The organism is Paracoccus sp. FO-3, from assembly GCF_006386455.1.
GTDB lineage: Bacteria > Pseudomonadota > Alphaproteobacteria > Rhodobacterales > Rhodobacteraceae > Paracoccus > Paracoccus versutus.
Genome location: NZ_VCBQ01000003.1, coordinates 57695 through 83040 on the forward strand (window position 1 = coordinate 57695; position 25346 = coordinate 83040).

27 protein-coding genes and 1 pseudogene are annotated in these 25346 nt (G+C 68.7%); 14 read left to right on the forward strand and 14 right to left on the reverse strand.

Going from position 1 to position 25346, the window contains the following annotated elements; genetic code table 11:
• Positions 1-100 precede the first annotated feature (100 nt).
• From FE811_RS01370 to aat, 5 genes are all read left to right on the forward strand, one after another.
• Positions 101-1042, forward strand: a complete 942-nt coding sequence (locus FE811_RS01370) for a DMT family transporter (RefSeq protein ID WP_116221687.1) — start codon at positions 101-103, stop codon at positions 1040-1042.
• Complete coding sequence (locus tag FE811_RS01375) at positions 1039-1935, forward strand: lysophospholipid acyltransferase family protein (RefSeq protein ID WP_116220944.1); 897 nt, start codon at positions 1039-1041, stop codon at positions 1933-1935. The genes FE811_RS01370 and FE811_RS01375 overlap by 4 nt, the downstream gene beginning before the upstream one ends.
• Before the next feature lie 103 nt (positions 1936-2038).
• A complete protein-coding gene (gene accB / locus FE811_RS01380) occupies positions 2039-2557 on the forward strand; it encodes an acetyl-CoA carboxylase biotin carboxyl carrier protein (RefSeq protein ID WP_072462438.1) in 519 nt (172 codons plus the stop codon).
• A 7-nt stretch (positions 2558-2564) separates the two neighbouring features.
• A complete protein-coding gene (gene accC / locus FE811_RS01385) occupies positions 2565-3917 on the forward strand; it encodes an acetyl-CoA carboxylase biotin carboxylase subunit (RefSeq protein ID WP_036759858.1) in 1353 nt (450 codons plus the stop codon).
• 35 nt (positions 3918-3952) lie between these two features.
• The gene (gene aat, locus FE811_RS01390) at positions 3953-4594 is read left to right on the forward strand and encodes a leucyl/phenylalanyl-tRNA--protein transferase (protein ID WP_116220943.1); all 642 of its coding nucleotides are present in this window, start codon (positions 3953-3955) and stop codon (positions 4592-4594) included.
• Here aat and FE811_RS01395 read toward each other — a convergent pair.
• From FE811_RS01395 to FE811_RS01415, 5 genes are all read right to left on the reverse strand, one after another.
• Positions 4558-5052, reverse strand: coding sequence for a DUF2155 domain-containing protein (locus FE811_RS01395; RefSeq protein WP_116220942.1), 495 nt, complete (start codon positions 5050-5052; stop codon positions 4558-4560). The two genes, aat and FE811_RS01395, sit on opposite strands and share 37 nt — an antisense overlap.
• On the reverse strand, positions 5049-5516 hold the full coding sequence (gene mlaD / locus FE811_RS01400; protein ID WP_072462441.1) for an outer membrane lipid asymmetry maintenance protein MlaD: 468 nt from the start codon (positions 5514-5516) through the stop codon (positions 5049-5051). The genes FE811_RS01395 and mlaD overlap by 4 nt, the downstream gene beginning before the upstream one ends.
• Positions 5517-5520: 4 nt before the next feature.
• Positions 5521-5895 carry an NADH:ubiquinone oxidoreductase subunit NDUFA12 gene (locus FE811_RS01405; RefSeq protein WP_036759849.1) on the reverse strand — a complete coding sequence of 125 codons (375 nt, stop codon included), beginning with the start codon at positions 5893-5895 and terminating at the stop codon, positions 5521-5523.
• An 854-nt stretch (positions 5896-6749) separates the two neighbouring features.
• Positions 6750-8015: an ATP-dependent Clp protease ATP-binding subunit ClpX gene (gene clpX, locus FE811_RS01410; protein ID WP_036759847.1), complete on the reverse strand. Its 1266-nt coding sequence runs from the start codon at positions 8013-8015 to the stop codon at positions 6750-6752.
• Between the two features lie 162 nt (positions 8016-8177).
• Positions 8178-8807, reverse strand: coding sequence for an ATP-dependent Clp protease proteolytic subunit (locus FE811_RS01415; RefSeq protein ID WP_036759845.1), 630 nt, complete (start codon positions 8805-8807; stop codon positions 8178-8180).
• A 196-nt stretch (positions 8808-9003) separates the two neighbouring features.
• Here FE811_RS01415 and pth point away from each other — a divergent pair, with 196 nt between their 5' ends.
• Genes pth through FE811_RS01430 form a run of 3 tightly spaced genes read left to right on the forward strand, consistent with a single transcriptional unit; the run spans position 9004 to position 11130 of the window.
• Entirely contained in the window at positions 9004-9711 is a 708-nt protein-coding gene (pth, locus tag FE811_RS01420; protein ID WP_116220941.1) for an aminoacyl-tRNA hydrolase, read from the forward strand.
• Entirely contained in the window at positions 9708-10754 is a 1047-nt protein-coding gene (locus FE811_RS01425; protein WP_116220940.1) for a DUF2332 domain-containing protein, read from the forward strand. Before pth ends, FE811_RS01425 begins: the two co-directional genes overlap by 4 nt.
• 1 nt (position 10755) lies before the next feature.
• Positions 10756-11130, forward strand: a complete 375-nt coding sequence (locus FE811_RS01430) for a DUF2237 family protein (protein ID WP_072462444.1) — start codon at positions 10756-10758, stop codon at positions 11128-11130.
• On the opposite strand, the gene FE811_RS01435 is transcribed toward FE811_RS01430, so the two are convergent.
• Both FE811_RS01435 and FE811_RS01440 read right to left on the reverse strand, forming a co-directional pair.
• Entirely contained in the window at positions 11127-11486 is a 360-nt protein-coding gene (locus FE811_RS01435) for a YigZ family protein (RefSeq protein WP_140846483.1), read from the reverse strand. The genes FE811_RS01430 and FE811_RS01435 overlap by 4 nt on opposite strands.
• Positions 11483-11905 carry a Fur family transcriptional regulator gene (locus FE811_RS01440; protein ID WP_072462445.1) on the reverse strand — a complete coding sequence of 141 codons (423 nt, stop codon included), beginning with the start codon at positions 11903-11905 and terminating at the stop codon, positions 11483-11485. The genes FE811_RS01435 and FE811_RS01440 overlap by 4 nt, the downstream gene beginning before the upstream one ends.
• A gap of 107 nt (positions 11906-12012) precedes the next feature.
• Here FE811_RS01440 and FE811_RS01445 point away from each other — a divergent pair, with 107 nt between their 5' ends.
• Genes FE811_RS01445 through FE811_RS01460 form a run of 4 tightly spaced genes read left to right on the forward strand, consistent with a single transcriptional unit; the run spans position 12013 to position 15467 of the window.
• Entirely contained in the window at positions 12013-12918 is a 906-nt protein-coding gene (locus tag FE811_RS01445; protein WP_116220939.1) for a metal ABC transporter substrate-binding protein, read from the forward strand.
• Entirely contained in the window at positions 12911-13777 is an 867-nt protein-coding gene (locus tag FE811_RS01450; protein WP_116220938.1) for a manganese/iron ABC transporter ATP-binding protein, read from the forward strand. The genes FE811_RS01445 and FE811_RS01450 overlap by 8 nt, the downstream gene beginning before the upstream one ends.
• Positions 13774-14634: a metal ABC transporter permease gene (locus FE811_RS01455; protein ID WP_036759834.1), complete on the forward strand. Its 861-nt coding sequence runs from the start codon at positions 13774-13776 to the stop codon at positions 14632-14634. The genes FE811_RS01450 and FE811_RS01455 overlap by 4 nt, the downstream gene beginning before the upstream one ends.
• Positions 14634-15467: a metal ABC transporter permease gene (locus FE811_RS01460; protein WP_072462448.1), complete on the forward strand. Its 834-nt coding sequence runs from the start codon at positions 14634-14636 to the stop codon at positions 15465-15467. The genes FE811_RS01455 and FE811_RS01460 overlap by 1 nt, the downstream gene beginning before the upstream one ends.
• Here FE811_RS01460 and FE811_RS01465 read toward each other — a convergent pair.
• Together FE811_RS01465 and FE811_RS01470 are read right to left on the reverse strand one after the other, a co-directional pair.
• Entirely contained in the window at positions 15464-16207 is a 744-nt protein-coding gene (locus FE811_RS01465) for an SDR family oxidoreductase (RefSeq protein WP_116220937.1), read from the reverse strand. The two genes, FE811_RS01460 and FE811_RS01465, sit on opposite strands and share 4 nt — an antisense overlap.
• A gap of 15 nt (positions 16208-16222) precedes the next feature.
• On the reverse strand, positions 16223-17668 hold the full coding sequence (locus FE811_RS01470; protein ID WP_140846484.1) for an aldehyde dehydrogenase family protein: 1446 nt from the start codon (positions 17666-17668) through the stop codon (positions 16223-16225).
• A gap of 121 nt (positions 17669-17789) precedes the next feature.
• On the opposite strand from FE811_RS01470, the gene FE811_RS01475 reads away from it, so the two are divergent.
• Positions 17790-18497 carry a VIT family protein gene (locus FE811_RS01475; protein ID WP_036759830.1) on the forward strand — a complete coding sequence of 236 codons (708 nt, stop codon included), beginning with the start codon at positions 17790-17792 and terminating at the stop codon, positions 18495-18497.
• A gap of 84 nt (positions 18498-18581) precedes the next feature.
• Positions 18582-19879: pseudogene (locus FE811_RS01480) on the forward strand (IS701 family transposase).
• Positions 19880-19921: 42 nt separating this feature from the next.
• Here FE811_RS01480 and FE811_RS01485 read toward each other — a convergent pair.
• The 5 genes from FE811_RS01485 to FE811_RS01505 form a co-directional block, all read right to left on the reverse strand.
• A complete protein-coding gene (locus tag FE811_RS01485; protein WP_072462451.1) occupies positions 19922-20677 on the reverse strand; it encodes an ABC transporter ATP-binding protein in 756 nt (251 codons plus the stop codon).
• A 46-nt stretch (positions 20678-20723) separates the two neighbouring features.
• Positions 20724-21578, reverse strand: a complete 855-nt coding sequence (locus tag FE811_RS01490; RefSeq protein ID WP_116220935.1) for an ABC transporter ATP-binding protein — start codon at positions 21576-21578, stop codon at positions 20724-20726.
• Positions 21575-22480, reverse strand: coding sequence for a nickel transporter permease (gene nikC / locus FE811_RS01495; protein ID WP_116220934.1), 906 nt, complete (start codon positions 22478-22480; stop codon positions 21575-21577). Before nikC ends, FE811_RS01490 begins: the two co-directional genes overlap by 4 nt.
• Positions 22477-23487: an ABC transporter permease gene (locus tag FE811_RS01500; protein WP_072462472.1), complete on the reverse strand. Its 1011-nt coding sequence runs from the start codon at positions 23485-23487 to the stop codon at positions 22477-22479. Before FE811_RS01500 ends, nikC begins: the two co-directional genes overlap by 4 nt.
• An 81-nt stretch (positions 23488-23568) precedes the next feature.
• Positions 23569-25167 (reverse strand): ABC transporter substrate-binding protein, encoded by a 1599-nt coding sequence (locus FE811_RS01505; protein WP_114535976.1) that lies wholly within the window; start codon positions 25165-25167, stop codon positions 23569-23571.
• Between the last annotated feature and the right edge of the window lie 179 nt (positions 25168-25346).

Below are 25346 nucleotides of genomic sequence, written 5' to 3' on the forward strand. Positions count from 1 at the left end.
TTCCCCAAATACCCATGCGACGGCGCGGGCAGGCACCCGCTCCGCCCCCATGGACCCCGCCGCCGCCCACGGGCATAAGCGGGAACAAGAGGGACATGCCATGACACCGCCCGAACCCAGCCCCGGCGCCTTGCCGCCGATCCTCGCGCCCGCGGGCGATCCGGCGCGCTCGGCGCAATTGCGCGGCATCCTGCTCCTGCTGCTGGCGATTTTCCTGTTCACGCTGATGGATGCCACCGGCAAGCATCTCTCGACGCTCTACCACCCGGTGCAGGTGGTCTGGGTGCGCTTCGTCACCAACCTGGCCATCGTCGCGGTCATCTTTGCGCCGCGGCTGCGCCCTGCCCTCGCCACCCGGCGCCCGGCGGTGCAGTTCTTCCGCGGCGTGACGCAATTCGGCTCGGGCCTGCTGTTCTTCAGCGCGCTGCAATTCATCGGCCTGGCCGAGGCGACGGCGATCATGGACCTCAACCCGGTGCTGATCACGCTGGGCGCGGCCGTCTTTTTGGGCGAATCCATCGGCATCCGCCGCATCCTCGGCATCCTCGCCGCCTTCTGCGGCGCCATGCTCATCATCCGCCCCGGCGCCGGCGTCTTCCATCCCGCGGCGCTGCTGGCGCTCACCGCGGCCTTCACCTATGCCGCCGGCGCCATCCTGACCCGCATGGCGAGAAGCGATTCCACCGCGACCTCGATCCTGTGGTCGGCGCTGGTCGGCACGGTCCTCTCCTCGCTCGCCGTGCCCTTCGTCTGGCAGCCCATCGCGGCCGGCGACCTCTGGGCCTTCCTGCTGCTCGGCGGGCTCGGCACGGCGGCGCAGGCGCTGCTGATCCGCGCCTTCTCGCTGGCCGAGGCGGCGGCCATCGCCCCCTTCGGCTATACCGGGCTGGTCTGGGCAGGGCTCTGGGGCTGGCTGTTCTGGGGCACCCTGCCCGACCTCTGGACCCTCATCGGCGCGTTGATCATCGTGGCCGCGGGCCTGTATGTCTGGATGCGCGAGGCCCGCGCGATGAACCGGGCCGCCGGAACGGGGCCGCAATGACCGAGACCGACACCGAGACCCAGGAGCCCGCCCCGCTGCGCGACCGCATCGCCAATGGCGCCTTCCTGGCCGTCATGGGGCTGGCGCGCATCCTGCCCTATCGGCGGCGCGTGCCCGCGATGGGCTGGTTCTTTGCCCATCTGCTTGGCCCGCTGGCGGGCTGGCGCCGGCGCATCCGCGCCAACCTGGCCATGGCGCGTCCCGACCTTTCCGCGGCCGAGGTCCGCCGCCTGACCCGCGCGGTGCCCGACAACGCCGGCCGCTCGCTGGCCGAGATCTATTCCGGCTCCGAGTTCACCGACCGCATCCATGCCGCCGACCCGCTGGCCGGCCCCGGCCTGCCGGCGCTGGAACAGGCCGCGCAGGCGGGCCGGCCGGTGATCCTGGCCGTGGCGCATTTCGGCAATTACGACGCCATGCGCGCGGCGCTTGCCGGGCGCGGCTGGCCGGTCGGCGCGCTTTACCGGCCGATGAACAACGAGGCGTTCAACCGCCATTACATCCCCGCCATGCGCGCCATCGCCGAGCCGATGTTCCCGCGCGGCCGCGCCGGGCTTGCGGCGATGCTGCGCTTTCTCAAGGGTGGGGGCTGGCTGTCGCTGGGCTTCGACCAGTTCGACGTCCACGGCGCCGAGCTGCGCTTTTTCGGCCTGCCGACCAGGACGGTGCTGACCCCGGCGGAACTGGCGCTGCGCTATGATGCGCTGATCCTGCCCATCGCCGGGGTGCGCCAGCCCGACGGGCTGAGCTTTCGCGTCGAGGTCGGCGCGCCCATCCCCCACAGCGACGCCCCGACCATGATGCAGGCGCTGAACGACGATCTGGAGCGGCTGGTCCGCGACCATATGGAGCAGTGGTTCTGGGTCCATCGGCGCTGGAAACGCAGGGGCTAGGCGGCGAATCCCTTTCCCTTGGGTTGCCCGACGGTCTATAAGGACGCCCAAATCCGCCGCGCAATCAGAACGCGGGCCCCGACAACGACATCCAGAGGACGGCATGAGCGACGATTCCAAACACGCTGGTCAAGACAAGCGCCATCACGAGGGCGATGTCGCCTTCATCCAGGCGCTGGCCGAACTGCTCGATCGCAACGAATTGACCGAACTGACCGTCAAGCGCGAATATGACGAAAACGACCGGCTGACCGTCAGCCTGTCCAAGCACCAGAAACAAGCCGCGCCGCAAGCCATGCCGGCCGCCTTCGCCGCCCCCGCGGCGATGGCCCCCGCCGCCGCCCCGGCCGCGGCCGCAGCCCCCGCCAGCGAGGATCCGGCCAGCCTGCCCGGCGTCGTGACCTCGCCCATGGTCGGCACCGCCTACCTGGCGCCCGAGCCCGGCGCCACGCCCTTCGTCGCCATCGGCCAGCAGGTCAAGGAAGGCGAGACGCTGATGATCGTCGAGGCGATGAAGACGATGAACCACATCCCCTCGCCCCGCTCGGGCACGGTCAAGCGCATCCTCGTCGACGACGGCAGCCCGGTCGAGTTCGGCGCGCCCCTGATGGTCGTCGAGTGAGGCGCGGATGTTCGACAAGATCCTGATCGCCAACCGCGGCGAGATCGCGCTGCGCGTGATCCGCGCCTGCCGCGAAATGGGCATCGCCTCGGTCGCCGTGCATTCCACCGCCGATACCGATGCGATGCATGTGCGCATGGCCGACGAATCCGTCTGCATCGGCCCGCCGCCCTCGACCGACAGCTACCTGTCGCAACCCGCCATCATCTCGGCCTGCGAGATCACCGGTGCGCAGGCGGTGCATCCCGGCTATGGCTTCCTGTCGGAAAACGCCGCCTTCGTGCAGATGGTCGAGGATCACGGCATCACCTTCATCGGCCCTTCGGCCGAGCATATCCGCATCATGGGCGACAAGATCACCGCCAAGGAGACGGCGAAGTCGCTGGGCATCCCGGTGGTGCCCGGCTCGGACGGTGGCGTGGCGGACGTGGCCGCGGCCAAGCAGGTGGCGGCGCAGATCGGCTATCCGGTCATCATCAAGGCCACCGCCGGTGGCGGCGGGCGCGGCATGAAGGTCGCCAATGACGAAGCCGGGCTGGAGACCGCCTTCCGCACCGCCCGCGCCGAGGCCAAGGCCGCCTTCGGCAACGACGAGGTCTATATCGAGAAATACCTGCAGCGCCCGCGCCATATCGAGGTGCAGGTCTTTGGCGACGGCCGCGGCCGCGCCGTGCATCTGGGCGAGCGCGACTGTTCGCTGCAGCGCCGCCACCAGAAGGTCTTCGAGGAAGCGCCCGGCCCGGTCATCACCGCCGAGCAGCGCGCCCGCATCGGCGGCATCTGCGCCAATGCCATGGCCAAGATCGGCTATCGCGGCGCAGGCACCATCGAGTTCCTGTTCGAGGACGGCGAGTTCTACTTCATCGAGATGAACACCCGCCTCCAGGTCGAGCATCCTGTGACCGAGGCGATCTTCGGCGTCGACCTGGTGCGCCAGCAGATCCTGGTCGCCGCCGGCGAAGAGATGGAGTTCCGCCAGGAAGACCTTCAGATCCGCGGCCATGCCATCGAGGTGCGGATCAATGCCGAGAAGCTGCCGAACTTCACCCCCTCGCCCGGCACCATCTCGCAATATCACGCGCCGGGGGGGCTGGGCGTGCGGATGGATTCGGCGATCTATGACGGCTACCGCATCCCGCCCTATTACGACAGCCTGATCGGCAAGCTGATCGTGCATGGCCGCGACCGCCCCGAGGCGCTGGCACGGCTGAACCGCGCCCTGGGCGAGCTGATCGTGGACGGGATCGACACCACCGTGCCGCTGTTCCGGGCGCTGATCGAGAATCCCGACATCCAGCGCGGCGATTACTCGATCCACTGGCTGGAACGCTGGCTGGCCGAGATGGCCGTCAGCGCCTGAGCGATGCGGCAGGCGGCACGACCGGCGGTCCCTGCATGAGCAGCAGGGGCCTGACTGCCGAACGGATGCTGGCCGCCTATGCCCAGGGGGTGTTTCCGATGGCGCAATCCGCCTCGGATCCCCAGCTTTACTGGTTCGAGCCGGGGCTGCGCGGCATCCTGCCGGTGGGCGGGGTGCATGTCTCGCGCTCGATGCGGCGCGTGCTGCGCCATTGCGGCTGGCATGCGACCCTCGACTGCGATTTCGTCGGCGTGGTCCAGGGCTGCGCCGATCGCGCGGAAACCTGGATCAATGCCCCGCTGATGGCGCTTTACCGCGATCTGTTCCGCATGGGCCACGCCCATTCGCTGGAGATCCGGGCCGGCGACGCGCTGATCGGCGGCATGTTCGGCCTGACGCTGGGCGGGGCCTTCTTTGCCGAAAGCATGTTCTCGCACCGGCCCAATGCCTCCAAGGCGGCGCTGATCTGGATGTCCTCGCATCTGGCGCGCTGCGGATTCACGCTGTGGGACACGCAATATCCGAACCCGCATCTCGCCTCGATGGGTGGCCAGGCCATCCCGCGCCTTGAATATCGCCGGCGGCTGGCGGTCGCGCTAAAGGTCCGGGCCGACCTGACTACCCATGCCCTGCCCGGCGTTCAGGCCCTGTTGCAGGAAATCACCCAGACGTCATAGCGCGGATCGTCCAGCGCCGAGAGCGCCGGGGACGAGGCGATCATCCAGCCCGCAAACAGCCGGGCATTGGCCTGATGGTCGGTGATCGTCAGCTCGGCATAGGCGTCCGAGGTCGGGTCCGCCGCCGGATAGCGGCATTCCGCCAGGCTCAACTGAAGCCGGCCAAAGGCGATCGACTCGCCCACGGCCAGGGTAAAATCCTGCGTCCGGCCGGTGATCTTGTCGAGGCCGCGCAGCTGCGCGCCGGTGCCGCGCGCCGTCTCGGGGCCGCGGGCGGCTTCGGCGGCGCGCTGCCGCTCGGCCGCCGAGGGCTCGACGGGGACCACCGCATCGGGATCGTCGCTGAAGGCCGGGTCGATCATCAGCTGCTGGTCCTCGGCCGGCTCCTCGTCCTGGGCGAAGACGGGGCTGGCGGCCAGCAGCAGGCACAGGCAGGCGCGGGTCAGAAGATCGGTCATGGGCTGTCGTCCGTGCTTTGCGCATCCACGAATTTCATCATCAGCGAGATCAGGCTGACCGCGCCCTGCACATCCTCGATCTCGTCGCCCGGCGCCAGGTTGTCGGGCGCGCCGCCCGGCTGCAATTCGATATAGGCGCCGCCCAGCAGCCCGTCCGACTGGATCAGCGCCGCGCTGTCGCTGGGCAGGCGGATGCCGTCGGGCAGGCGCAGCCGCGCCTCGGCGAAATAGGTCTGCGGGTTCAGGTCAACCGCCGAGACCCGCCCCACCCTGACGCCGGCGACGCGGACATCGGTGCCGACCTCGATGCCGTCCACGTTGGGAAAGGCCGCGCGCAGCTCATAGCCGCCCGCCAGCTGCGCCCCCAGCCTGCCGCCGGCGGTGGACCAGGCCAGGAAGCCGGCCGCCACGGCCAGGACCGCCGCGCCAACCCAAAGCTCGGCCCGTTCGGCGGCGGTGTTCATGCGCCTACTCGGGCTGCCAGGCGTCGTAGTCGCGCCGCTCGACCGGCTGCGCACGATAGAGCGAGCCCGCCGGGTGATAGGCGCCAGGCGTCCCGGTCAGGTTCGGCTCATGCGGCTTTTCCCAGGTCTTGTGCGGCAGCGGGGCCGCGGTCGGCGGCTCCTTGTAGGTGTGATGCAGCCAGCCGTGCCATTCGGGCGAGATGCGGCTTGCCTCGGCCTCGCCGTTATAGATCACCCAGCGCCGCTTGCCGCCGCCGGACTGGTAATAGACATTGCCCTGATCGTCCTCGCCGACCTTTTCGCCGTAAAGCTTGGTCCAGACCTGGGTGTTCAGGGTCTGGCTGTTCCACCAGGTCAGAAAGCGCAGCAGAAACGACATGGGTGCGAACCTCATCAATCGGGTGTGGCCGAGATATGCCGCAAGTTGCGGCGAAGGTCCAGAGACGCTTGGCCGCAGCCGTGCCCGGACAAGGCAAATCGACGCGGCCGGGGGGCGGATGGTGGGCCGGCTCATCGCGGCGGGATCAGGGCGCTGGAGGAGGCCAATGCCCGGCTTTCCATCGCTCCCCTGCTGAATGCTGGCGAGTTCTCGACCATTTCCGAGAACCTGACCGAGGCCGATGTGGCGATCCGGGAAACCCCCCACGGACAGCGCACCCCAGTTTCCCCAAGATCCAGGTCGGGATGAGATCCCCCTCCCGAGTTGCTCTCGGGAGGGTTTCTCATTGCTCCTGGTCGGGGGGCTTATATGGAGAGTCTCGGCTCTTGACTGGGGCCTGGAGAGCAAGCCCAGAAGCGTCAGTCGGCCCAGATTGACGATCTGCTGCACCAATAGAACTGCCATCCCCAGGATGACTGAAAGCATTCCCAGGAACAGCAGCCCGAAGGCGATCAGGCAGATGATGCGCCGCAGCCGCGCGATAGCGTTGGGCCGGAAATCCGGCGGAGCCCGCGCAGGGGCAAGCCGTAGTCGCAGGCCAGCAGCTGGATGCGGTTCACCCCGGCGGAGCCCGCACGGGGACAAGCCGATCCGAGCGCGGCCGGAAACCTTACGCGCCGACAAACCATTGCGGCCCGCCGGACAGAGACGTTCTCCGTGCGGATGGACGCGCGCGGAGGGGTAAACGAAAAAGGCGGCGCCCATGGCCCCGCCTGCACCACGCCGACCGACCCGCCGCGGCGCGGGATCGGCAGCCGCCAAGGCGGCCGGCCGAGCCCCTATGCGATGCGGGCCTAGCCCGCGGTCGCGGTTTCCTTTTTCGAATCGGTGTGGATCAGCAAAGGCTTGGCTGCGGGATTGTCCACCGCCTCCTCGTTGACCACCACCTCCTCGACGCTGCTCATGCCGGGCAGGTCGAACATGGTGTCCAGCAGGATGTCCTCCATGATCGAGCGCAGGCCCCGCGCGCCGGTCTTGCGCTTGATGGCGCGGCGGGCGATGGCGACCAGCGCGTCCTCGGTGAAGGTCAGCTTCACGCCCTCGAGGTCGAAGAGCCGCTGATACTGCTTGACCAGCGCGTTCTTGGGCTGGGTCAGGATGGTGATCAGCGCCTGTTCGTCAAGGTCGCCCAGCGTGGCGATGACCGGCAGGCGGCCGACGAATTCCGGGATCAGGCCGAATTTCAGCAGGTCCTCGGGCTCGAGCTGCTTGAACAACTCGCCCACGCCCTTGTCGTCGTCCTCCTTGACGTTGGCGCCGAAGCCCATCGCCGTGCCCTTGTTGCGCTGCGCGATGATCCGGTCCAGCCCGGCAAAGGCACCGCCGCAGATGAAGAGGATATTGGTCGTGTCCACCTGCAGGAATTCCTGCTGCGGATGCTTGCGCCCGCCTTGCGGCGGCACCGAGGCGACCGTGCCCTCCATGATCTTCAGCAGCGCCTGCTGCACCCCCTCGCCCGAGACGTCGCGAGTGATCGAGGGATTGTCGGACTTGCGGGTGATCTTGTCGACCTCATCGATATAGACGATGCCGCGCTGCGCCCGCTCGACGTTGTATTCGCTGGCCTGCAGGAGCTTGAGGATGATGTTCTCGACATCCTCGCCGACATAGCCGGCCTCGGTCAGCGTGGTGGCGTCGGCCATGGTGAAGGGCACGTCCAGGATGCGCGCCAGCGTCTGCGCCAGCAGCGTCTTGCCGCAGCCGGTCGGGCCGATCAGCAGGATGTTCGACTTGGCCAGCTCGATGTCGGTCTTGGAGCTGTGGTTCAGCCGCTTGTAGTGGTTGTGGACGGCCACCGACAGCACGCGCTTGGCATGTTCCTGGCCGATCACGTAATCGTCCAGCACGTTGCAGATCTCGCGCGGGGTCGGCACGCCGTCGCCGGATTTCAGCGCCGAGGACTTGGTCTCCTCGCGGATGATGTCCATGCAGAGTTCGACGCATTCATCGCAGATGAACACGGTCGGACCGGCAATCAGCTTGCGCACCTCATGCTGGCTCTTGCCGCAGAAGCTGCAATAGAGCGTGTTCTTGCTGTCGCCGCCGGTCGGATTGGCCATCAGTTCATCCTCGTATAGCACCGGAGGCCCGGCAAAAGCGCCGGACGACCGCCTGTTCCGGACGTGGCCAGGCCACGCCATGCGTTGCCCATCATGTTACGAGCCCCCCCGGCCCGTCACAATCCCCAAAACGCCTGCCCCGCCAGCTTCCCGCAGCCGTGATCACTGGCCCGGCTCGGCCTTGCCGCGCGCCGTCAGGATCTCGTCGATGAGGCCCCAATCCTTCGCCTCCTGCGGCGACATGAAGCGGTCGCGCTCCAGCGCCTCCTCGACCTCTTCCAGCGTGCGGCCGGTGTGCTGGACATAGATCTCGTTCAGGCGCCGCTTGAGCTTTTCGGTCTCGCGCGCATGGATCAGGATGTCGGTCGCCTGGCCCTGGAAGCCGCCCGAGGGCTGGTGGACCATGATGCGGCTGTTCGGCAGCGAGAAGCGCTGCCCCGGCTGGCCTGCGCACAGCAGCAGCGAGCCCATCGAGGCCGCCTGCCCCACCACCAGCGTCGAGACGCGCGGCTTGATGTATTGCATTGTGTCATAGATCGACAGGCCCGCCGTCACCAGCCCGCCGGGGCTGTTGATATACATGCTGATGTCCTTGGTCGGGTTTTCCGCCTCGAGAAACAGCAGCTGCGCCGAGATCAGCGTCGCCATGCCGTCATGCACCGGGCCGGACAGGAAGATGATCCTTTCCTTCAGCAGGCGCGAGAAGATGTCATAGGCACGTTCGCCCCGGCTGGTCTGTTCGACGACCATGGGGACGAGGGTGTTCATGTAGAATTCTGCCGGATCGTGCATGTCTGTCCTTGCTTTTGTCCCTGCCTGGCCTGTCCGTTTCGCGATTCGTCCCAAGGCCCCTGTCCCGTTCGACCGCTCTTAGACGCGAAAGGTTGACAGAGTCTTAGTAACGCCGGGCCCCGAGGACAAGAGAGCGATAAAATTTGCCCCTGACCGGCCGGGCCGGTAATCTGGCGCCCGAGCGACGGAGAAACGCATGAAACTGATCGTCGGCCTGGGCAATCCGGGCGCGAAATACGCCGCGAACCGGCACAATGTGGGCTTCATGGCGGTCGATCGCATCGCCGCCGACCACGGCTTTGCCCCCTGGCGCGCGCGTTTCCAGGGCGAGATCGCCGAGGGGCGGCTGGGGGGCACGCGCGTCACCCTGCTCAAGCCCGGAACCTTCATGAACCTGTCGGGCCAGTCGGTCGGCGAGGCGATGCGCTACCTGAAGCTCGGGCCCGAGGACGTGACCGTGCTGCATGACGAGCTGGACCTCGCCCCCGGCAAGCTGCGGCTTAAGACCGGCGGCGGCCATGCCGGGCACAACGGACTGCGCTCGCTGCACCAGCATATCGGCGAGGGCTATCGCCGGCTGCGCATCGGCATCGGCCATCCCGGCGACAAGAACCGCGTGTCGGGCTATGTGCTGTCGGATTTCGCCAAGGCCGAAGAGGCCGGGCTGGACGACCTCTTGCGCGGCATCTCGGAGGGGGCGGAGGCGCTGGCGGCGGGGGACGATGCGCGGTTCATGAACGCAGTCGCGGCGCGGGTGGCGCCGGCGCGCAACAGCGGCACCCGCGCCGAGAACCCCCGCAAGGGATCGCCGGAAAGGCCCGCGGCGAAACCCGCCAACGACCTCGCCGCCGAGCCGCCCAGCCTCTCCGACCGGCTCAGGGCGCTGACCGAGCGGTTCCGGTGACGGCCTGGCGCGAGGCCTTCGCCTTGCAGGCGGGCGCCTGCCGCACGCTCGGCTCGCCGCTGACGGCCCGGGTCTGCGAGCAGCTGGCGCCGGTCCTGGCCGAGGGCGACGGCGCGCTGGCGCGGCGGGTGCGAACCTGGCCCGGCGATCCCAGCCACCGCGGCGATTCGCTGCCGCTGCGGCTTTGCGGGGCGCTGCATGCGCTGGTGCTGAGCGGGCGCGACCCGGAATTGGCGCGGGCCTATGCCGGGGGCGATGATGCATGGCTTCGCCAGAAGATTTCCGAAGCAATTCATCAGCATCAGCCGCATATGCTGGAATGGCTCGAGCTTGCGCCGCAGACCAATGAGGTCGCCCGCGCCGCGGTGCTGATCGCTGCGGGCCGGCACTTGGCCGGCGAGCTTCCCGGATGCCGCTTTGACTTGCTGGAGCTGGGGGCGAGTGCTGGACTGAACCTGAACTTTCCTCTATATCATCTTGATATAGGCGATGAATACCGGACTATTGGAGACAATGCGACGCTTGTCCGGCTTGCCCCGGAATGGCGCGGCGCGGTCCCGGCCCATGCTCTGCTGGCGACCGGCGCGGCGCGGGGGGTGGACCTGAACCCGCTCGATCCGGTGCGGGACGGGCTGCGGCTTCTGTCCTATATCTGGGCGGACCAGCACGCGCGGCTGGAGCGGATGCAGGCGGCGCTGGCCCTGGCCCGGAGCCATCCGCCGCGGGTGGATCGCGGCGATGCGGGCGACTGGCTGCCGGCCCGGCTGGCCGAACCTTGCAACCATGGCAGGCTTGTCTATCACACCGTTGCGGCGCAATATTTTCCCGCCGCCACGCGCGCGCGGATCGAGGCCGCGCTGCAGGCCGCCGGCGCGCAGGCCAGCCCCGAGCGCCCCCTGGCGCATCTATCGATGGAGGCCGACGGCGGCGAGGGCGCGGCGCTGGCCCTGCGGCTCTGGGCCGGCGGCGGGATGCGGCAATGGAGCCTCGGCCGGGCGGATTTCCATGCCCGCTGGATCGACTGGCAGCCGAAGGAGACCTGACATGGACCCCGCGCTCAACGTCCTTGGCGGCAAGCTTGCGCCCTGCTCGACCGCGCCGCTGACCGGATTTTTCCGCGACGGCTGCTGCAATACCGGCCCCGAGGATCGCGGCCGGCACACGGTCTGCGTCGTGGTGACGGCCGAGTTCCTGGCGCTGTCGAAATACCTGGGCAACGACCTCAGCACGCCGCGGCCCGAGTTCCGCTTTCCGGGGCTGAAGCCGGGCGACCGCTGGTGCCTTTGCGCCGCGCGCTTCCTGCAGGCCGCGCAGGAATTCGCCGCGCCCGAGGTGGTGCTGGAGGCCACCCATGCCCGCACGCTGGAGATCGTGCCGCTGGAACTGCTGCAAGCCCATGCCGTGAAGGGCGAGGACTAGCGCCCCACCTGCGCCAGATAGTGCCGCACCGCATCGACGACATGGCGAAAGCGGTCGCCGCCCAGGTGCTTGCCGCCATACCAGCGCGTCACGATCACCACATGGTCGGTCAGCCCGGCCCGCTCCAGCATCTGCAGGATGATCTGGCCGGCGCCGCTTTCGCCGTCGTCGTCGCGCACCGCCTCGCCCGACAGGATCGCGGCCCAGCTGTTGTGGGTCGCCTTGGCGAAACGCTTGTTGCGGCGCAGCTCGGCCAGCAGCGCCTCGGCCTCGGCGCGCGTCCTGGCCGGCCCGCCCGCCACCGCATAGCGCGAGCCGCGGTCCGAGATGATCTTGTCGAAGACCGCCAGGCTCATCTCCGCCGCCGGACGTAAAGCTCCAGCCGGTGGCGGACGATCTCATAGCCCATCTCGGCGGCGATCTCGGCTTGCAGGCGCTCGATGCGCTCGTTGACGAATTCCATGACCTCGCCGGTCTCGACGTCGATCATGTGGTCGTGGTGGCTGCCGTCGGCGGGCTCGAACCGCGCCGGTTCGCCCTCGAACTCCAGCTTCTGGATCACGCCCTGCGCCTCGAGCGCCGAGAGCGTGCGGTAGACCGTCGCCAGCGACACCCCCGCCCCCGCCGCCATGGCGCGCTGGTGCAGCTGCGTCGCGTCCGGGTGATCCTCGGCCCCGGCCAGCACGCGCAACAGCGCCGCCCGCTGGCGGGTGATGCGCACGCCGGCACGGCGCAGCGCGGCCTCGAAGGCTTCGGCGCGGGTTTCGATCTCCATGCGGTTTTCTGGCCCAGATGCGAAGAAATTGCAACTGGCTTGACAGTTGAGAATCGTTCGCAGATAAACGGCAACAGAACCAGGCCCACGGGAACAAGAATCGGACCATGAAGCGCAGAACATTCCTGACCACGGCCCTTGCCGGGCTGGCCGCTCCCGCCATCCTTTCCGCCCCGGCACTGGCGCAGGGCGGCAAGTTCAAGGTGGCGACCACCTTCACCATCATCGCCGACATGGCGCGCAACGTGGCCGGGGACCGGGCCGAGGTGGTCTCGATCACCAAGCCGGGGGCCGAGATCCACAATTACGAACCCACCCCCAGCGACCTGATCGGCGCCCGCGACGCCAGCCTGGTCCTGCGCAACGGGATGAACCTGGAACTGTGGTTCGAACAGTTCCTGCGCAACCTGGGCGACCTGCCCTCGGCCACGCTGACCGAGGGGATCGAGCCGATGCCGATCTCGGGCGGGCATTACGACGGCAAGCCCAACCCGCATGCCTGGATGGCGCTGGACACGGCGCTGTTCTATGTCGACAACATCGCCGCCGCCCTGTCCCAGGTCGACCCCGAGGGCGAGGGCAGCTATCGCGCCAATGCCGGCCGCTACAAGGGCGAGATCGCCCGCACCATCGGCCCGCTGCGCGACGCCGCCCGCGCCCTGCCCGAGGAGCGGCGCTGGCTGGTGACGTCGGAGGGGGCGTTTTCCTATCTGGCGCGGGATTTCGGCCTGCGCGAGCTGTTCCTGTGGCCGATCAACGCCGATGCGCAGGGCACGCCCCAGCAGGTGCGCCGCGTGGTCGATGCGATCAGGCAGCACAAGATCCCGGTGGTGTTTTCAGAAAGCACCGTCTCGGACCGCCCGGCCAGGCAGATCGCGGCCGAGACCGGGGCGCGCTATGGCGGCGTGCTTTACGTCGACAGCCTGTCCGAGGCCGGCGGGCCGGTGCCGACCTACCTGGACCTGCTGCGCGTGACCTCGGAAACCATCGTCGAGGCGCTGAGCGATGCGTGACACCCTGGGCATCGAGGTATCCGGCCTGACCGTGGCCTATCGCAACGGCTTCACCGCCCTGCGCGACGCGAGTTTCACCGTGCCGCAGGGCTCGGTCACGGCGCTGGTGGGGGTGAACGGCTCGGGCAAGTCCACGCTGTTCAAGGCGCTGATGGGCTTTGTTCCGGCCGCCGCCGGCAAGGTGCGGGTGCTGGGCCTGACCGTGCCGCAGGCGCTGCGCCGCAACCTGATCGCCTATGTGCCCCAGGCCGAGGAGGTGGACTGGTCCTTTCCGGTGCTGGTCGAGGACGTGGTGATGATGGGCCGCTACGGCCATATGGGCTTTCTGCGCCGCGCCCGGCCCGAGGATCGCCGCACCGTGGACGAGGCGCTGGCGCGGGTGAACATGCAGGACTTCCGCCACCGCCAGATCGGCGAGCTTTCGGGCGGCCAGAAGAAGCGCGTCTTCCTGGCCCGCGCCCTGGCGCAGGGTGCCTGGGTGATCCTGCTCGACGAGCCCTTTACCGGCGTGGACGTCAAGACCGAATCCGCCATCATCGCGCTGTTGCAGGAAATGCGGGACGAGGGGCGGGTCATGCTGGTCTCGACCCACGACCTCGGCTCGGTGCCGGAATATTGCGACCGGGTGGTGCTGATGAAGAACACGGTGCTGGCCCATGGCCCCACGGCCGAGGTATTCACCCCCGACAACCTGCGGCTGGCCTTCGGCGGCGTGCTGCGCCATTTCGTGCTGGGGCCGCGGCACCTGCACGACGACGACGACCCGCGCGGCCTGACCGTGCTGTCGGACGACGAGCGCCCGCTGGTCTTTTACGACGACAAGCAGCGCAGCGCCCGCGAAGAGGCGGCGCCGAAATGATCCGCACGCTGCTGGTGCCCTTCGAATACAGCTACATGACCGACGCGATCTGGGTCTCGGCGCTGGTCGGCGGGGTCTGCGCCTTCCTGTCGGCCTATCTGATGCTCAAGGGCTGGTCGCTGATCGGCGACGCGCTGTCCCATTCCATCGTGCCGGGCGTCGCCGGGGCCTACATGCTGGGCCTGCCCTTCGCGCTGGGGGCGTTCCTGTCGGGCGGGCTCGCGGCGCTGACCATGCTGTTTCTGAACAAGCGCACGGGCCTGCGCGAGGATGCGATCATCGGCCTGATCTTCACCGGCTTCTTCGGGCTGGGGCTGTTCATGGTCTCGCTCAACCCGATGGCGGTTTCCGTGCAGACCATCACCATGGGCAACATCCTGGCGATCACGCCCGGCGACACGCTGCAGCTGGCGCTCATCGGCGGCATCTCGGCGCTGGTGCTGGCAGCGAAATGGCGCGACCTGATGGTGGTGTTCTTCGACGAAAGCCATGCCCGCACCATCGGGCTGAACCCGCAGGCGCTGAAGGTGCTGTTCTTCACCCTGCTCTCGGCCTCGACCGTGGCGGCGATGCAGACCGTCGGCGCCTTCCTGGTGGTGGCGCTGGTGGTGACGCCGGGCGCCACCGCCTATCTGCTGACCGACCGCTTTCCGCGGCTGATCCTGCTGTCGGTGGCGATCGGCTCGCTCACCTCGGCCATTGGCGCCTATGTCTCGTTCTTCCTCGACGGCGCGACCGGGGGGGTGATCGTCTGCCTGCAGACGCTGATCTTCCTGGCCGCCTTCCTGCTGGCGCCGAAGCACGGGCTTCTGGCCGCCCGCCGCCGCGCCCGCGACGCGCTGAAGGAGGCCGCGTGATGGACTGGCTGCTGATGCCCTTTTCCTTCCCCTTCATGCGCGATGCGGCGCTGATCGGGCTGATGATCGCGCTGCCGGCGGGGCTTTTGTCCTGCTTTCTGGTGCTCAAGGGCTGGTCGCTGATGGGCGATGCGGTCAGCCATGCCGTGCTGCCCGGCGTAGTGCTGGCCTATGTCGCGGGCCTGCCGCTGATCCTTGGCGCCTTCCTGGCGGGCCTGGGCTGCGCGGCCCTGACCGGCTGGATCCAGGACAACAGCCGCGTCAAGGCCGACACCGTGCTGGGCGTGGTCATGTCGGGCATGTTCGGGCTGGGGGTGGTGCTTTACACCGCGATCCAGACCGACCTGCACCTGGACCATATCCTGTTTGGCAACATGCTGGGCGTCGGCCCCGAGGATCTGCGCCTTGCCGGCGGCATCTCGGCCATGGTCGGGCTGGTGCTGGTGCTGAAATGGCGCGATTTCGCGCTCCTGGCCTTCGACCCGGTGCAGGCGCGGGTGTCGGGGCTGGCGTTCAACCTGCTGAACTACGGGCTGCTCGCCATGATCTCGGCCACGGTGGTCGCCATGCTCAGCTCGGTCGGCATCATCCTGGCCGTCGCGCTGCTGATCGCGCCGGGGGCGGTGGCCTTCCTGCTGACGCGCCGGCTGTCCGCCATGCTGGCCACCTCGGTCGGCGTCGCGGCATTCGGGGCGGCCAGCGGGGTCTGGGCCAGCTTCTGGCTGAACAGCGCGCCGGCACCGACCATCGTGCTGGTGCTGACGGCGCTGTTCGTGCTGGCCTTCCTGTGGCGCAGCGTGGCCACGCGGCGGGCACAGGGCGTGACGGGCTAGACCGTCCGCCCGCCATCGACCTCGAGGATGACGCCGGTGATGAAATCGGCCTCGTCCGAGGCCAGGTAAAGCGCCGCATTGGCGATGTCGCGCGGCTTCGACAGCCGGCCCAGCGGGATGGTCGAAAGGAAGCGGGCGCGGTTCTCGGGCGTGTCCTCGCAGCCCATGAAGCGCTCCAGCATCCCGGTCTCGCCCATGACCGGGGCAATGGCGTTCACGCGGATGCCCTCGGGCGCCAGTTCCGCCGCCAGGCTGCGGGTCAGGGTGTTCACCGCGCCCTTCGAGGAATTGTACCAGCTCAGCCCCGGCCGCGGCCGGATGCCGGCGGTCGAGCTGACGTTGATCATCACCCCCTGCCCGCGCGTCCGCCAATGCGGCAGCACTGCATGGGTCATGTGAAAGATCGACAGCACGTTGATGTCGTAGATCTTGCGGAACGCCGCCTCGTCGGTGTCCAGAAGCGGGCCGTTCGGCGTGGTCCAGCCGGCGTTGTTGACCACGATGTCGAGGGCGCCGAAGGCTTCGCGCGCCTTGTCCACCGCCGCGCGGACCTGGTCGCCCCGGCTCACATCGCAGGCCAGCGCAAGCCCGTCGATCCCTTCGGCCACCGCCGCCGCGCCTTCGCCGTCGATGTCCAGCACCGCCACCCGCGCCCCCTCGCGCGCGAAGGTTTCGGCGATGCCGCGCCCGAAGCCCGAGGCGCCGCCCGTCACCAATGCCGTCTTGCCTTGCAGCCGCATGATCTTTCCCTCCCTTTATGCGAAACGATGAACCACGGTCTTCAGCCGCGAGAATTCGTAAAGCGCGGCGAAGCCCTTTTCGCGCCCGTGGCCGGATCTGCGCAGCCCGCCGAAGGGCAGCTCGATCCCGCCCCCGGCGCCATAGGCATTGATGAAGACCTGCCCGGAGCGCATGGCGCGGGCCATGCGCGCCTGGCGGTCCCCGTCGCGGGTCCAGATGCCGGCGACCAGCCCGTATTCGGTGCCGTTGGCGATGGCCACGGCCTCGGCCTCGGTGTCGAAGGGGATGGCGGCCAGCACCGGGCCGAAGATTTCCTCCTGCGCCAGCGGGCTTGCCGGATCGACCGGGCCGAAGAGCGCCGGCGCGACGTAGAAGCCCGCCGCCGGCGCGTCCCCGGCAATGGCGCCGCGGGCGATCAGCGGCGCCGCGGCCCCGGCGATGTAGCCTTCGACCCGCGCCTTCTGCCGGGCCGAGATCAGCGGGCCCAGCAGCGCGCCCTCGGCCGGGCCCGCCTCGACCGCGCGGAAGCGTTCGGCCAGCATGGCGGTCAGCCGGTCCCAGATGCCGCGCTGGATCAGCACGCGCGATCCGGCCGAGCAGGTCTGGCCGCCGTTCTGCACGATGGCACCCACGATCACCGGCGCGGCCGCCTCGAGGTCGGCGTCGTCGAAGACGATCTGCGGCGACTTGCCACCCAGTTCCAGCGTGCAGGGGATGTGATTGCGCGCCGCAGCGATCCCGATGGCCTGGCCGACCTGGGGCGAGCCGGTGAAGCTGATGAAATCGACGCCGGGATGTTCGGACAGCGCCCGCCCGGCGACCGCGCCGCGCCCGGTGACGATATTGATCGCACCGGGTGGAAAGTCGGTCTCGGCCGCAAGCGCGCCCAGGCGCAGGATGGTCAGGCAGGCATCCTCGGCCGGCTTGGTCACGGTGGCATTGCCCATGGCCAGCGCCGCGCCGACCGAGCGGCCGAAGATCTGCACCGGATAGTTCCAGGGGATGATATGGCCGGTGACGCCATGCGGCTCGCGCAGGCTGATGGCGTCATGGCCGTTCAGGAAGGGGATCACCTCGCCATGCAGCTTGTCGGCCGCGCCGCCGTAATATTCGAAATAGCGCGCCAGCGCCGCCATGTCGGCGCGGGACTGGGCGATGGGCTTGCCGTTGTCGCGGGTTTCCAGCTGCGCCAGCATCTCTGCCTCGGCCTCGATGCGCAGGGCAAGGCGCAGCATCAGCCGGCCGCGCTCGGCGGCGGTCAGGCGGCCCCAGTCGCCCTCGAAGGCGGTGCGGGCGGCGCGGATCGCGGCATCCACGTCCTCGGGGCCGGAATCGGCGATGGCGGCGAAGGGCCGGCCATCGAGGGGCGAGATCATCGGCATCTCGCGCCCCGAGGCGGCCGGCCGCCAGGCGCCGCCGATGAGGTTGCGCGGCGGCGGCAGGATCGGGTCGTGGAGCATGTCGCCTCCGTCCGGCGGGATTCGCCTGGCCGCAGCGTGACGGCGCCGGGCGCGGGACGCAAGGCTGGCAAATCCGGCGGGGCCGGTTAATCTGCCCGCGATGCAGCAGCCGAGGCCAGCCATGAGCAAGCAACCCAGCGCCCATCCCGACGATCCGCATTACGTCAGCCGCCTGGGCTGGCTGCGCGCCTCGGTGCTGGGGGCGAACGACGGCATCGTCTCGACCGGCGCGCTGATCACCGGGGTCGCCGCGGCCGATCCGGGACGCGAGGCGATCCTGATCGCCGGGCTTGCCGGGCTGGTCGCGGGGGCAATGTCCATGGCCATGGGCGAATATGTCTCGGTCAGTTCGCAATCGGATACCGAGCGCGCCGACATCGCCCGCGAACGCACGGCCCTGCGCGAGATGCCCGAGGCGGAGCTGCACGAGCTGGCCGCCATCTACGAAACGCGCGGCATGAGCCCCGGCACCGCCCTGCAGGCCGCGCGCGAAGTGACCGAGCATGATGCGCTGGCCGCCCATGTCCGCGACGAGCTGGGGCTCAGCGAGGCGTCGAACGCGAACCCGCTGCAAGCGGCGCTGGCCTCGGCCGCGACCTTCAGCACCGCGGCGTCGGTGCCGCTCTTGGCGGCGGTGTTCGCGCCCGGCGGCCAGGTCGTCGCCAGCGTGCTGGTCGCGGTGCTGGTCGCACTGGGGACGCTGGGCGCGCTGGGGGCCTGGGCCGGCGGCGCCCCGCCCGGCCGGGCGGTGCTGCGGGTGACGGCGGGCGGAACCCTGGCGCTGGCAGCCACCGCCGGCATCGGCAAGATCTTCGGCGTGGCGGTCTAGCACTACTTTGGCAGAAGTGCATTTTCAGGATTCCCAAGAGTCACTTGCGGTGATTCATAGAGTGCCAGCTTGTGGAGGCTGGCGATGGCGGATGATCGACGGGACGATCTGACGGAGTGGCTTCGTCCCTTTGTGGCAACATTGGGCGACCGGCGCCGGGCGCGGATGTGTCCGGCTTGCGTTGAGGGGCTGATTGGTCCTGGCGATCGCAAGAGCGTGCAGCCCATGGCGATGCGTTCGCCCGGGATTGGTTATGACCAACGTCATCATTTTATTGGTGCCGCGCTGTGGGCCAGCGCGCCGCTGGAGAAGGAACTGTGCCAGCAGGCAGACGCCTTGGTTGGTGGCAGCGATGCTTGGCTGATTATTGATGATACCGCGTTACCCAAGAAGGGGCGTGCCTCAGTTGGGGTAGCACCGCAGTACGCGTCGGCGCTCGGCAAGAACGCCAACTGCCAGACCCTTGTGTCGGTGACGCTGGCATCAGGCGAAGTGCCCGTGATGATCGGGCTTCGGCTGTTTCTGCCCGAGAGCTGGACCAGTGATACGGCGCGCATGGATCGGGCAAAGGTTCCTGACGAGGCGCGCACCTACCGTACCAAGCCGGAGATCGCATTGGCCGAGATCGACCGTGTGCGCAGCGCAGGTGCGTGCTTTGGCGGCATCCTGGCCGACGCCGGCTATGGCCTGTCTGGCCCGTTCCGGCAGGCGCTCACCGAGCGTGGACTGATCTGGGCCGTGGGCATCCCTCACAAGCAGAAGCTCTACTCGGCCAACGTTACCCTGATCTTCCCGGTCGCCGGGCGCGGGCGACCGCGTAAGAACCATGTCCCCGATGTCCCATCTCGTCCGGCGCAGGATACTTGAGAATGCGAAGGGGCAGGCCGTGAGTTGGCGGCGCGGCACGAAAGGCAAGCTCTCAGCCCGGTTCGCTGCCATGCGCGTCCGCGTTGGCCTGCGGACCGCCGCAGCGCATTGGCAATCTTGGCCAGCAGCATCTGCCCGGCGAGGAGGTCTGGCTGGTCGGCGAGCACCGTTCCACCGGCGAGCGCAAATACGACCTCAGCAACCTGCCGGCCGACACACCGCTCAAGAAACTGGCCGGGGCCATCAAGGCCCGTTGGGTCTGTGAGCAAGCCCATCAGCAGCTCAAGGAAGAGTTGGGCCTTGACCACTTCGAGGGCCGATCATGGCAGGGCCTGCACCGACATGCGCTCATGACCATGATCGCGTTCGCCTTCCTGCAAGCCCGACGCCTGAAGGCAGCGGGTCGGAAAAAACAGGGCCCCAGCTGCCCCGCCGCAACCGAGCCTACCAGCTATCAGACAGACGATCTTGATCCAGCTCAGTCAGCCGCCGCCCAACTGTCCCCACTGCCGTAGGAAGTGGCGAAAAATGCTCAACAGACTTCTGCCAAAGTAGTGCTAGGCTTCGCGGACATAGCCGGCGCTGGCGGCGATCAGCGCGCGGGCGTAATCGCCCTGCGCCGCGCCCGCGCGCAGGCTGGCGGCGTCCATTTCCTCGACGATCCGGCCCGCGCGCATCACCGCCAGCCGGTCGCACATATGCGCCACCACCGCCAGGTCGTGGCTGACCAGGACATAGCTCAGCCGCCGCTCGGCCCGGATGTCGGCAAGCAGGTTCAGGATCTCGGCCTGCACGCTGACATCGAGCGCCGAGGTCGGCTCGTCGAGCAAGAGGAGCCTGGGCTCGGCGGCGAGCGCGCGGGCGATGGCGACGCGCTGGCGCTGGCCGCCCGACAGCTGGTGCGGATAGCGGAAGCGGAAGCCCTGCCCCAGCCCGACCTGGTCCAGAAGCCGGGCGATGCGGGCGTCGATCCGGTCCATGCCCTGCAGGCGCAGGGTTTCCGACAGCACCCGGTCCACGGAATGGCGCGGATGCAGGCTGGCATAGGGATCCTGGAACACCATCTGCACGGTCTTGTGGAAGCCGCGCGAGCGGCGGCGGCCGGCGACGGCTTCGCCCGCGACCTCGATGCGGCCCGACCAGCTGTCGACAAGCCCGGCGATGGCGCGCAGGATCGTGGACTTGCCCGAGCCGCTTTCGCCGACGAGGCCGAAGCTTTCGCCCGGCCGGACGGCGAAGCTGGCGGATTTCACCGCATCGACGCGCTCGGGCGGATGGCCGAACCAGACGTCCAGATCCTCGACCGTCAGCATGGGTTGCACCGGGGCGGATGGGTATTTGGGGAACGAAGAAGCCGCATCATGCCGCGCCCTCGGGCGGGGCGTCGCGCCAGCCCGCCTGCCTTTGCAGGACCGCGAGCCGTTCCACCGGGCGGTCGAGGCGCGGCAGGCTGTTCAGCAGGCCCTGGGTATAGGGGTGGCGGGCGGCGTGCAGATCGCGCGCGGGCAGTTCCTCGACCACGCGGCCGGCATACATGATCAGGACGCGGTCGCAGAATTGCGCCACCAGGTTCAGGTCGTGGCTGATGAAGATCAGCCCCATGCCGCGTGTGCGCACCAGCCGGTCCAGGATGCGCAGCACCCCGTTCCTGACCGAGACGTCCAGCGCCGAGGTGGGTTCGTCCGCGATCAGGATCTCGGGGTCGGGGGCCAGCATCATCGCGATCATGATGCGCTGGCCCATGCCGCCCGAGACCTCGTGCGGATAGGCGTGAAACACCCGTTCGGGGTCGCGGATCTGCACGGCGGCGAGCATTTCCAGCGCCTTGTCGCGGGCCTGGGCGCGGCTGACGCCCGTGTGCAGCCGGTAGCCCTCGACGATCTGGCGGCCGACGGTCATCACCGGGTTCAGGCTGAACTTGGGATCCTGCATCACCATGCTGATGCGCGCGCCGCGCAGGCGGCGCATCCGCCGCTCGGGCAGGTTCAGGATCGATTCGCCGCCAAGCGCCATGCGGTCGGCATCGACCCGCCCCGGCGGACGCACCAGGCCGAGGATGGCACGGCCGGTCATGGTCTTGCCCGAGCCGCTTTCGCCGACCACGCCCAGCCGCTCGCGGCCCAGCTCGAAGCTGACGCCGCGCACCGCCTCGAACAGGCCCGAGCGGGTCGGGAAGGCGACGCGCAGGTTCCGGACCGAAAGCAGCGGCGTCATTCCCGGCCTCCCCTGGGGTCCAGCACGTCGCGCAGCCCGTCGCCGAGCAGGTTGAAGGCCAGGGACACGACGAAGATCGCCAGGCCGGGCATGGCCGCGACCCACCAGAAATCCAGGATATAGCTGCGCCCGTCCGAGATCATCGCCCCCCATTCCGGCATCGGCGGCTGCGCGCCGAGGCCCAGGAAGCCCAGGCCCGCGGCCGAGAGGATGATCCCCGCCATGTCGAGCGCCACCCGCACGATCAGCGAGCTGACGCAGAGCGGCCAGACATGGCCGATCAGCAGCCGCAAGGGCCCCGCGCCCTGCAGCCGGGCGGCGGCGATATAGTCGGCGCGGCGGATGGTCAGCGTCTCGGCCCGCGCGAGCCGCGCATAGGGCGGCCATGAGGTGATGGCCAGCGCCAGCACCGCATTGCCGATGCCGGGGCCGAGGGCGGCGACGAAGGCCAGGGCCAGGATCAGCTTGGGGAAGGCCAGGAAGATGTCGGTGACGCGCATCAGCACCTGGTCGACCCAGCCGCCGGCGAAGCCCGCCACCGTGCCGACGAAAAGCCCGATCACCGGCGCGATCAGCGCCACGGTGCCGACGATGAACAGCGTCACCCGCGAACCGAAGATCAGCCGCGACAGGATGTCCCGCCCCAGCGCATCCGTGCCCAGCCAATGCTGCGCGGAGGGCGGCTGCAACCGCTGGGCCAGGTTCTGCGCATAGGGGTTTTGCGGCGCGATCCAGGGCGCGAAACCCGCGACCAGCACCAGCAGGACCAGGATCGCGAGCCCGACCATCGCCAGCCGGTTGGCGCGAAAGGTCAGCCAGCCCTGGTAGAGCGCCCCGAGCCGGGCCTGCCGCCTTGTCTGCGGCGCGTCCGAAAGCAGCCATGCGCGGGTGGTCCGGGTCATGTCGCCCTCGGGTCCAGCAGGCGGTAGAGGATGTCGGAAAGCAGGTTCAGCGCCACGAAGCAGGTGCCGACCACCACGGTCCCGCCCAGCACCGCGTTCATGTCGCCGGCCAGCAGCGCCTTGGTGATATACTGGCCGATGCCGGGCCAGGAGAACACGATCTCGGTCAGCACCGAGCCTTCCAGCAGCGAGCCGAAGCTCAGCGCGATCACCGTGACCAGCGGCACCAGGATGTTGCGGAAGGCATGGCCCCAGATCACCCGGCGCTCGGACAGGCCCTTGACGCGGGCGGTGACGACATATTCCGCCGAAAGCTGCTCCAGCATGAAGCTGCGGGTCATGCGGCTGATATAGGCAAGGCTGAAATAGCCCAGAAGGCCGGCCGGCAGCACGATATGGCTGAAGGCGTCGCGGAAGGCGGCCCAGTCGCCGGCGACCAGGCTGTCGACCAGGATCAGCCCGGTGACGGTGGGCACCATGCCGTCGTAGACGATGCCCTGCCGTCCCGGCCCGCCGACCCAGCCGAGGATGCCGTAGAACAGCAGAAGGCCCATCAGCCCCAGCCAGAAGATCGGCATGGAATAGCCCACCAGCGCCACCACGCGGGCGACCTGGTCGATCCAGCCGCCCCGGCGCGCGGCGGCGACCACGCCCAGCGGCACGCCGACCAGCACGCCGATCAGCGTGCCCAGCGTCGCCAGCTCCAGCGTGGCCGGGAACACCCGCCGCAAGTCCTGCGCCACCGCATGGCCGGTCGAGATCGAGCGGCCGAAATCGCCGCGCAGCACCTCGGCCATGTAGCGCAGGAACTGCTGCCAGATCGGCTTGTCCAGCCCCATGGCCTGGTAGGCCGCGTCATATTGCGCCTGGGTCGCGCGCTCGCCCACCACCTTCAGCACCGGGTCGATCGGCATGATGCGGCCGATGACGAAGGTGACGAGCAAAAGGCCCAGCAGCGTCAGCACCAGCGACAGGGCCACGCCGGCGAAGCGACGGCCCAGCCGCATGGCGCGCCCCGACGGCGCGCCGGCGGCGGGGGGCGGCCCGTCCCGCCCCGGCTGGTCCAGCATGTCGGGCTGGACCACGCCCTATTCCTTCGTCACCTGGCGATAGAGGACCGAGCTGACCGAGCCGCCCGAGGTCCAGTTCTGGACGTTCTGCTGCATCGCCACCTGCTCGATCTTCTGGAACATCGGGATGATCGGCGCGATCTCGCGATACTGGCTCTGGATGTCCAGATACATCTGCACCCGCTTGTCGGTGTCGCCCTCCAGCGTGGCGGCCTCGACGGCGCGGTTCATCTCGTCGGGCACCGCCCAGCTGTTGCGCCATGCCAGCTGCGACAGGCCGGCATCGTCGGCATTGTTCGGGTTATGGGCGAAGGTCGAGGCATTGGTATGCGGATCGGCGTAATCCGGCCCCCATTCGCCGATGAAGATCGGCACCTGGCGCGCGCGATAGGCGTCCAGCACCTGCGCCCCGGTCATCTGCTGGATCTCCAGCGTCAGCCCGACCTGCGCCATGGCGGCCTGCAGGGTCTGGGCGGCGTCGACATATTCGCGGATGTCGCGCACGATGGTCCTGACCGTGCCCGAGGTGATGCCGGCATCGGTCAGGATCTGGCGGGCCTTCTCGATGTCATGGGTCCAGGGGTTCTCGTCCGAGGCGCCCAGGTAGCCCTCGGGCAGGAAGTTCTGATGCACCTTCCACTGGCCCTTGAGGAAGCTCGATTCCATGCCCGCATAGTCGATCAGGTATTTCATCGCCTCGACCATCTCGGGGCGGGACAGCAGGGGATCCTTCTGGCTCAGCCCCATGTAGAGGATGCGGCCGCGCAGCTCGTCCATCACCTTCAGCCTGTCGTTGCCGGCGATGCCCTCGACATCGGTCGGCGTCAGGTTGCGGGCCACGTCCACGTCGCCCTGCTCCAGCAGCAGCCGTTGCGCGCTGCTTTCCTGGACATGGCGCACGATCACCCGCGCCAATGCCGGGGCGCCCTGCCAGTAATCGGGATTGGCGGTCAGCTGCACCGCCTCGTTCGGCCGCCATGTGGCCAGGGTGAAGGGCCCCGAACCCGCATCGTTGGTGGACAGCCAGGCATTGCCGAAATCCTCGCCCTCGGCATGGGCCATCACGGTTTCCTTGTCCACGACCGAGCCGACCTCCGAGGCCAGGCAGTTCAGCACGTAGCTTTGCGCATAGGGCTGGTCGAGTTGCAGCACCAGCCTGTTGCCGTCGAAGGTCACGCGCTCGTCCACGTTCTCGGCGGTGAAGCCGAACTGGTTCAGGATGAAGGCGGGCGACTTGTTCAGCTTGACGGCGCGTTGCAGCGACCAGGCGGCATCCTCGGCCCGGACCGGGTTGCCGGAATGGAACTTCACCCCCTCGCGCATGGTCAGCGTGATGGTCTTGCCGTCCTCGCTGACCTCCCAGCTTTCGGCCAGGCTGGGCTTGATGCCCGCCGCCAGGTCCAGCGGGTCGATATCGACCAGCCGGTCGTAAAGGTTCCTGACCACGTCCTGGCCCGAGAACTCGAAGCTCTGGCCGGGGTCCAGGCTGATGATGTCGTCGATCTGATGAGCGATCACCAGCGTATCGGCGGGGGTCTCGGCCCAGGCGGCACCGGCCGGCGCCAAGGCCACGGCCGAGGCCAGCATGAGCGCGCGAAGCGGGAAACGGTTCTGCATGACGGATCATCCCTGTTGTCGCGCCCCGTCGCTCGCGGGGCTGGAATGGTAGCAGCTTGGCGCGAAGCCGGCCCTGCCGCAAGCCCCGCGTGAAACCCGGCCTGCCGGGGGGCGAAGGGCGGCCGATGCACCGACCCGCCCGGCCAGAAAATCGCGGCGCAGGCTTGCGCCGGGGCGCC

What these genes read in the sequence shown, in the direction of transcription:
- FE811_RS01440 (WP_072462445.1), bottom strand. Translation starts at nt 11,905, where the DNA reads ATGGAGATCGAAACCCGCGCCGAAGCCTTCGAGGCCGCGCTGCGCCGT.
- aat (WP_116220943.1), top strand. Translation starts at nt 3,953, where the DNA reads ATGAGCAGCAGGGGCCTGACTGCCGAACGGATGCTGGCCGCCTATGCC.
- FE811_RS01475 (WP_036759830.1), top strand. Translation starts at nt 17,790, where the DNA reads ATGAGCAAGCAACCCAGCGCCCATCCCGACGATCCGCATTACGTCAGC.
- FE811_RS01370 (WP_116221687.1), top strand. Translation starts at nt 101, where the DNA reads ATGACACCGCCCGAACCCAGCCCCGGCGCCTTGCCGCCGATCCTCGCG.
- FE811_RS01470 (WP_140846484.1), bottom strand. Translation starts at nt 17,668, where the DNA reads ATGCTCCACGACCCGATCCTGCCGCCGCCGCGCAACCTCATCGGCGGC.
- pth (WP_116220941.1), top strand. Translation starts at nt 9,004, where the DNA reads ATGAAACTGATCGTCGGCCTGGGCAATCCGGGCGCGAAATACGCCGCG.
- FE811_RS01450 (WP_116220938.1), top strand. Translation starts at nt 12,911, where the DNA reads ATGCGTGACACCCTGGGCATCGAGGTATCCGGCCTGACCGTGGCCTAT.
- FE811_RS01405 (WP_036759849.1), bottom strand. Translation starts at nt 5,895, where the DNA reads ATGTCGTTTCTGCTGCGCTTTCTGACCTGGTGGAACAGCCAGACCCTG.
- clpX (WP_036759847.1), bottom strand. Translation starts at nt 8,015, where the DNA reads ATGGCCAATCCGACCGGCGGCGACAGCAAGAACACGCTCTATTGCAGC.
- FE811_RS01490 (WP_116220935.1), bottom strand. Translation starts at nt 21,578, where the DNA reads ATGACGCCGCTGCTTTCGGTCCGGAACCTGCGCGTCGCCTTCCCGACC.
- FE811_RS01505 (WP_114535976.1), bottom strand. Translation starts at nt 25,167, where the DNA reads ATGCAGAACCGTTTCCCGCTTCGCGCGCTCATGCTGGCCTCGGCCGTG.
- FE811_RS01395 (WP_116220942.1), bottom strand. Translation starts at nt 5,052, where the DNA reads ATGACCGATCTTCTGACCCGCGCCTGCCTGTGCCTGCTGCTGGCCGCC.
- FE811_RS01375 (WP_116220944.1), top strand. Translation starts at nt 1,039, where the DNA reads ATGACCGAGACCGACACCGAGACCCAGGAGCCCGCCCCGCTGCGCGAC.
- FE811_RS01485 (WP_072462451.1), bottom strand. Translation starts at nt 20,677, where the DNA reads ATGCTGACGGTCGAGGATCTGGACGTCTGGTTCGGCCATCCGCCCGAG.
- FE811_RS01460 (WP_072462448.1), top strand. Translation starts at nt 14,634, where the DNA reads ATGGACTGGCTGCTGATGCCCTTTTCCTTCCCCTTCATGCGCGATGCG.
- nikC (WP_116220934.1), bottom strand. Translation starts at nt 22,480, where the DNA reads ATGACCCGGACCACCCGCGCATGGCTGCTTTCGGACGCGCCGCAGACA.
- accB (WP_072462438.1), top strand. Translation starts at nt 2,039, where the DNA reads ATGAGCGACGATTCCAAACACGCTGGTCAAGACAAGCGCCATCACGAG.
- FE811_RS01435 (WP_140846483.1), bottom strand. Translation starts at nt 11,486, where the DNA reads ATGAGCCTGGCGGTCTTCGACAAGATCATCTCGGACCGCGGCTCGCGC.
- FE811_RS01500 (WP_072462472.1), bottom strand. Translation starts at nt 23,487, where the DNA reads ATGCGGCTGGGCCGTCGCTTCGCCGGCGTGGCCCTGTCGCTGGTGCTG.
- accC (WP_036759858.1), top strand. Translation starts at nt 2,565, where the DNA reads ATGTTCGACAAGATCCTGATCGCCAACCGCGGCGAGATCGCGCTGCGC.
- mlaD (WP_072462441.1), bottom strand. Translation starts at nt 5,516, where the DNA reads ATGAACACCGCCGCCGAACGGGCCGAGCTTTGGGTTGGCGCGGCGGTC.
- FE811_RS01430 (WP_072462444.1), top strand. Translation starts at nt 10,756, where the DNA reads ATGGACCCCGCGCTCAACGTCCTTGGCGGCAAGCTTGCGCCCTGCTCG.
- FE811_RS01445 (WP_116220939.1), top strand. Translation starts at nt 12,013, where the DNA reads ATGAAGCGCAGAACATTCCTGACCACGGCCCTTGCCGGGCTGGCCGCT.
- FE811_RS01465 (WP_116220937.1), bottom strand. Translation starts at nt 16,207, where the DNA reads ATGCGGCTGCAAGGCAAGACGGCATTGGTGACGGGCGGCGCCTCGGGC.
- FE811_RS01415 (WP_036759845.1), bottom strand. Translation starts at nt 8,807, where the DNA reads ATGCACGATCCGGCAGAATTCTACATGAACACCCTCGTCCCCATGGTC.
- FE811_RS01455 (WP_036759834.1), top strand. Translation starts at nt 13,774, where the DNA reads ATGATCCGCACGCTGCTGGTGCCCTTCGAATACAGCTACATGACCGAC.